Origin of the sequence: Blautia sp. Sow4_E7, from assembly GCF_052116245.1 — a bacterium.
Lineage (GTDB): Bacteria > Bacillota > Clostridia > Lachnospirales > Lachnospiraceae > Blautia_A.
On record NZ_JBQKLL010000075.1, the window covers coordinates 1 to 5,591 of the forward strand.

The following is a 5,591-nucleotide window of genomic DNA, read 5'->3' on the forward strand; positions in this document are numbered from 1 at the left end:
ATCGCAGAATAACCAATAGTAATTAATCAACCTGCTGAGCTTTGCTCAGTTTGAAGCGGAATGGCGCTCCGTTCCTCTGGAACGGATGCGCAGTTCTTGCGGAATATGCATCATCGGATAGCAAGGTGTTGAAATTGGCAGTTATGGTATTTAATGTTGAGCGCTTTTTTTCTAAATCTTGCTTTTCCTTGACAGCAGAGGAACGTTCATTTCTTAGATTCTCTATTTTTTTCTGAAGCCTTTCCGGGGAAGGTAACTTTGTAATGCCCAGCTCCTGTAATTGCTGTTTTAAGGAATCATGCAGTTTGTATTCCGACTGGTGAGCAGCTTTATATTTCTGAGGATCTGGTGCTGTTTTTGCATCTTCAATTATTTTTCTGCAGGTACGATAGGATGAACAATGCTTCTGAATAAGTTCCTGATGGGATATTTCAGAGATTAATTCAGAAATTCGCTGTTCCGTAGCAATAATAGAATTATCAATATCAGCAATATGCTGCCTAAAGTCTTCGTAATTCAGCAAATTGTTTTCGGATAGATAGTTGAAGGTTCGGGCTGCTTCTTTCAGATTATTGAGTTGTGCCCACCGTTCAAATCCGGCACGATTGCCGGTACTCACGTAAGCAGAGATATTGACAAAAAGTCGTACTTCTCTGGGGACGTTACGTGGAAATTTTGTTTTATGCCGGTTTGTCTCAAGGCGGAGTAATACATTTTCTTCTGTGTAATAGCTACCCAGAGATTTCATATTTGTAAAGTTTTTTTGCTCCGGTGCCCGGAAAGCCAGGTTCTTTCCTTGACGGATCTCATATCCGGCAAGCTTCATTTTTTGAAGAAACTCATCATAGTTGATGGATGACCAGATTGCTTTATCTACAGCGACTTTTAATTTTGCTTTCCAGCTGTTTCCACGATGATATTCCATATTTTCTTTATAAGATTTCCCTTTTTCGCCGGTTGGCATACTGGTGACAAGACCGTTTTCCTGACAAATACGGTTGCTGATCCTGCAGATTTTATGGTAACTGCGTTTGTTGGAGACATATTTATGATGGTCAACAAAGCTGGTAGCATTAAAAATGATATGGTTATGAATATGATTCTGGTCAACATGGGTACTGATGACATATTCATATTTCCCTTTTAGTACTTCGTCAGCAAATTCTTTGCCGAGCTTATGTGCGGTTTCAGCGTCAACCTCTCCAGGCTTAAAAGATTGAATTAAATGAAATGCCAGATTGTTGCCTTTATCCATCACGTTCTTTTTACCTTCATCTCTGGTGAAAGCAAATTCCAGATCAGCAGATTCTGGGGAACAGGCAAAACTGGAAATCAGTAATTTTTCTTCGGTTTTGTCCGGATTCATAATATAGTCCAGCGCTTTTTTGTCAGTTACTTTAATGGGGAAGATTTTAATATATGCCATATCTCGCTTACCATCCTTTTCAATTCTTCCATTTCTTCCGGGTACAAATCACCGGTGGTATTTACCTTTTTTGCAATCTGGTTGATGTTTACACCGATTTTGTGCATCTCTTCGTACATCTGCTTGATCGGGGTTGTGTCGGTGTTGATGATATAGCCGTCGATAGCCATTTTTCTAAGATAGGCGCCCATGTTTCTGGTCTTTGACAGAATCATCTTTTGGCGGATCAGCTTCTTTTCCTCTGGAGTAACACAAAACAATATTTGGATGTTTCTTTTTCTGTTTGACATGTCTATTTTCTCCTTCTGTACGTAATTCGGTTTTGGGGTGCTTCGGGGTTTTCAATTTAGGGCAGGGTTCCCTGAATTGCCATTTTTGTGGAAGTGTATATACACTTCCTGTCCTTGCTATTTAACCGGCGGTGGAGCCGCCGGAAGAGTACCTCTTGAAAAGAGATCCCTATAAATAACCTACTGGGAGAAGAAAAAAGAGACATAAAAAAAGAAAGCTAAGATGACAAGGTTCAAAAAGTCTTAGCTTTCAGATAATGCTTTGAGATAGTATTTTCAGCACAATTCATAAGATGTTGCCTTATCGGCTGCTTTTTCAAGTTTTTTCAAGAAATCGCCCTGTGACACTACAGGAGATTCTACTTTATACCCCTTTCGCTTTAAAACCCGGAATTTGAAATCCAGCATTTCAAATGGAACGCACAATTTTTTGGCGACGTCAAAGAAAAACAAATCATCATTGAGCAGAGCCAGAACTTGTTCATCTGGCAGGAGCAATTCGGCAGCAAAAATGTTTGCCTCATATTCTTTATGGTTCGTATTATCAAATAAAGTTACCTCATGAAAAGGTGCACTGGCTGCAGAGTCTGCATGTAATATACAGTGCCCCAGTTCGTGAGAGAGAACTACTTTCTGTAATAGTTCTGGAAGATCACTGTTGATTGTGATATGTTTCATTCTCCGTGAAATTAGAAAAAACCCCTTGCAGCATCCTTCATAGATTCCCATTGGGCGTAACTTTACTGTAATTTTCATTACCTTAGCTAAACGAAAAGGATCAGTTTCATCATATTTGTTTTGCAGCTGTTTGACTGTGTCAGCTATTGTTTCAATGGTCACTCGAATTCACATCCTCCCTGTTTTATAGTAGATAGGATTTCTCACTATCAGTGTAGTATAAAAGCTGTCCTATAAAAAGGATAGCGGGAGGATTACTTATCAATAGATGCAAGGTTTTCAGATTTTTTTCTGCCGAAAGTTTCTTTCGCAGCTTTTTTACAATCAAGATATGCTTCCATCACAGCCTGAAAATATTGATCTTTGGCTTCTTCACTTATGGTGCCTCCGGCAAAAAGTGTCTGGTTTTGTCTCAGCATTTCTTCCAGATTAAGAGAATCTTGCTTACTGGTCATCTGACGCATTTCTTCAACATAGTCCATCCGATCAAGTCCATAGGTCGGGTCTTCGATGGAATCGTCCTTCAGATACTCGGTTGATACATTTAATGCTTTTGCCAGCTTATAGAGTTGCGCTGATTGGGGAAAGCGTTCTCCAGCTTCATAAGTAACGATGGTACGGAATCCAATCCCAGCTTTTTCTGCCAGTTGCTTTTGACTTAATCCAAGTTGTCCTCGATGTTCTTTTACTTTCTCTTTAAAGGGTTTCATAATGCGCCTCCATTCTTGATTTGCTATTTCTTGCGAATAGTATCTTGACAATCATGCTAATAGTTGCTAGAATAAGAATTAGCAAGAAGTGGCAATCTGTCGTAACTATAAGCAAATTATAGAATGAATAAAAGAAAAAGTCAATAATAAACTTGCTATATATTGCTAATATTGATTGGGCGGTGATGATATGGAACGTACAATACTTCATTCTGATATGAACTGTTTTTATGCAAGCGTAGAGATGCTGCATCATCCGGAATTGGCGGGAAAGCCATTAGCGGTAGGAGGGCATCCGGAAGCAAGGCACGGAATTGTTCTTACAGCAAATTATGTTGCAAAAAAATCAGGCGTGAAAACAGGAATGGCATTATGGCAGGCAAAGCAGGTTTGCCCGGAAATCATTTTTGTACCACCAAGAATGGATTTGTATTTGCGATTTTCAAGAATGGCACAAGAAATCTATAGTGAATATACAGATTTGAGAGAACCATTCGGAATTGATGAAAGTTGGCTTGATGTATCTGCCAGCACTTCAATAAAAGGCGATGGAATGAAAATAGCAAATGAAATCAGTAAAAGAATAAAGCATGAGTTGGGAGTCACGGTTAGCATTGGTGTTTCATGGAATAAGATATTTGCAAAACTTGGTTCCGATTATAAAAAGCCTGATGCCATTACAGAGTTCTCAAGAGAAAATTATAAAAGCCTTGCCTGGAACCTTCCGGCAGGAGACTTGATTTATGTCGGCAGAAGCACTAATAAAAAACTGCAGACTTTAGGAATCAAAACAATTGGTGAACTTGCAAATACGGAACCAGCTATATTGGAGAACCGTCTCGGAAAGATGGGATTGGTATTACATACATTTGCAAATGGCTGGGACGAAACGCCGGTTTGCGTAGAAGGATATCAAGCTCCAATCAAATCTATTGGAAATAGTACAACGACTCCAAGAGATCTGGTGAATGATTTGGATGTAAAGATTATTTTGATGGCTCTGTCTGAAAGTGTAGCAGCCAGATTACGTGAAAATGGATTTCAATGTAAGGTGATTGAAATATCAATTCGTGATAATGAGTTATATCATTTTTCAAGGCAATGCAAATTGAAGCGTCCAACCAATATTACAGATGAAATTGTTCAGGCTGCATATCGACTATTTAAAGATAATTACAGATGGGAACACCCTATTAGAAGTCTTGGCGTCCGGGGATGTGATCTGGTATCAGATGATATGCCGTATCAGTTGGACTTATTTATGAGTGAACAGAAAAGAGAAAAGTTGGAAAAGATGGATCAGGTAGTGGATGAAATCCGAGCCAGGTTTGGATACCAAAGCATTCAAAGAGCTTTCGTTTATCAGGATAGGCTCCTGGCACAATTAAATGCAAGAGAGCATACGGTTCATCCGCAAGGTTATTTCCACGGATAGGAGAGGCAAGGTGTTTTTGAGTGATGGATAAGGTATATGTTGATGTCCTGGCGGTATTTAGCAGGGAAGGTGAATTGATTCCCAAAGCGTTTGTATGGGAAGACGGGCATCGGTATGAAATTGATAAAATTTCAAAACCGGAAAGATGTGCGAGCAGGAAAGCTGGTGGTACCGGTTATCGCTATACTTGTATGGTGGAAGGTAAGATATGCCATCTCACATATGAAGAAAATTATAAATGGTTTATGGAACGGAAATAAGCGATTCCAAAAGGATGCCCTAAAACAGGGCTCCCTTTAAAAATAAAAAATAGTCAAAACAGAAACATCAGTGGTCGGGGATACATCCTTTCCCGTGAGAACCGGCTGCTTTACATATATCATATAGTTTCCGGTCAGCCAGAAATGAAAACAATCCCACTGTAGAAATTTCTGCGGAAGCTGCATGACAGTGATGTTCAGCACAGCAGTTATTGCTGAGAAATACTTTATGATTGGTCTGACTGCAGGTGCAGTCGGGAAGGAGGACAATTATGCAGACAATTCAAAATATTTTTGACAATATGGAAGTGGTGACTGAAGAAGCCTATAAAAATACGGAGCTTTTACTTGAACAATATACGAAGGTGATGTTCCGTATTGAAAAAAATATTGTAGATATAGATTATGAGTTATATGTAGTGGAAGGAAAGCATTTAAAAGAAATGCTTTACGAATTGGTCGATGTCGATGCAATGGCAGAGAAACGAAGAATCCAGGATAAGTTGCTGAATAATGATATGAATTTGTGCCTGCTGGAGATTATGAGAGACTCCCTTTTGGCATTAAGGGATTATCCGAAGAATGGTCAACTGTATTACAGACTCTTGAAATATCGGTATTTTGTAAGCGATGAATAACCACCCGTGTACGACTCCCAGGAGACCTCAGATAGGAAGGTCCGAGACTATGAGAAAAAGTCTGTAAATAAGATTCTTCTATGATATGTAAGGGTGGCAAGCCTGAAAATCAGGCTTCTCACCCTTGTTTTATATATAACAGTTGTTGAATGGC

At 39.3% G+C, this 5,591-nt stretch carries 7 protein-coding genes; 3 read left to right on the plus strand and 4 right to left on the minus strand.

What is annotated here, in order from left to right:
* Positions 1 to 22: 22 nt before the first annotated feature.
* The 4 genes from ACTQ50_RS18900 to ACTQ50_RS18915 all read right to left on the minus strand — a co-directional run bounded on the left by ACTQ50_RS18900 (position 23) and on the right by ACTQ50_RS18915 (position 3,104).
* Entirely contained in the window at positions 23 to 1,426 is a 1,404-nt protein-coding gene (locus ACTQ50_RS18900) for a relaxase/mobilization nuclease domain-containing protein (RefSeq protein WP_441485453.1), read from the minus strand.
* Positions 1,393 to 1,716, minus strand: a complete 324-nt coding sequence (locus ACTQ50_RS18905) for a MobC family plasmid mobilization relaxosome protein (RefSeq protein ID WP_173752639.1) — start codon at positions 1,714 to 1,716, stop codon at positions 1,393 to 1,395. The genes ACTQ50_RS18900 and ACTQ50_RS18905 overlap by 34 nt, the downstream gene beginning before the upstream one ends.
* 276 nt (positions 1,717 to 1,992) lie before the next feature.
* Entirely contained in the window at positions 1,993 to 2,556 is a 564-nt protein-coding gene (locus ACTQ50_RS18910) for an ImmA/IrrE family metallo-endopeptidase (protein WP_118053427.1), read from the minus strand.
* Between the two features lie 92 nt (positions 2,557 to 2,648).
* On the minus strand, positions 2,649 to 3,104 hold the full coding sequence (locus ACTQ50_RS18915) for a helix-turn-helix domain-containing protein (protein WP_441485454.1): 456 nt from the start codon (positions 3,102 to 3,104) through the stop codon (positions 2,649 to 2,651).
* Between the two features lie 190 nt (positions 3,105 to 3,294).
* Here ACTQ50_RS18915 and dinB point away from each other — a divergent pair, with 190 nt between their 5' ends.
* The 3 genes from dinB to ACTQ50_RS18930 all read left to right on the plus strand — a co-directional run bounded on the left by dinB (position 3,295) and on the right by ACTQ50_RS18930 (position 5,437).
* A complete protein-coding gene (gene dinB / locus ACTQ50_RS18920) occupies positions 3,295 to 4,539 on the plus strand; it encodes a DNA polymerase IV (protein WP_441485455.1) in 1,245 nt (414 codons plus the stop codon).
* 23 nt (positions 4,540 to 4,562) lie between these two features.
* The gene (locus tag ACTQ50_RS18925; protein ID WP_087316747.1) at positions 4,563 to 4,799 is read left to right on the plus strand and encodes a hypothetical protein; all 237 of its coding nucleotides are present in this window, start codon (positions 4,563 to 4,565) and stop codon (positions 4,797 to 4,799) included.
* 272 nt (positions 4,800 to 5,071) lie between these two features.
* Positions 5,072 to 5,437, plus strand: a complete 366-nt coding sequence (locus ACTQ50_RS18930; RefSeq protein WP_441485456.1) for a hypothetical protein — start codon at positions 5,072 to 5,074, stop codon at positions 5,435 to 5,437.
* Positions 5,438 to 5,591: the final 154 nt, after the last annotated feature.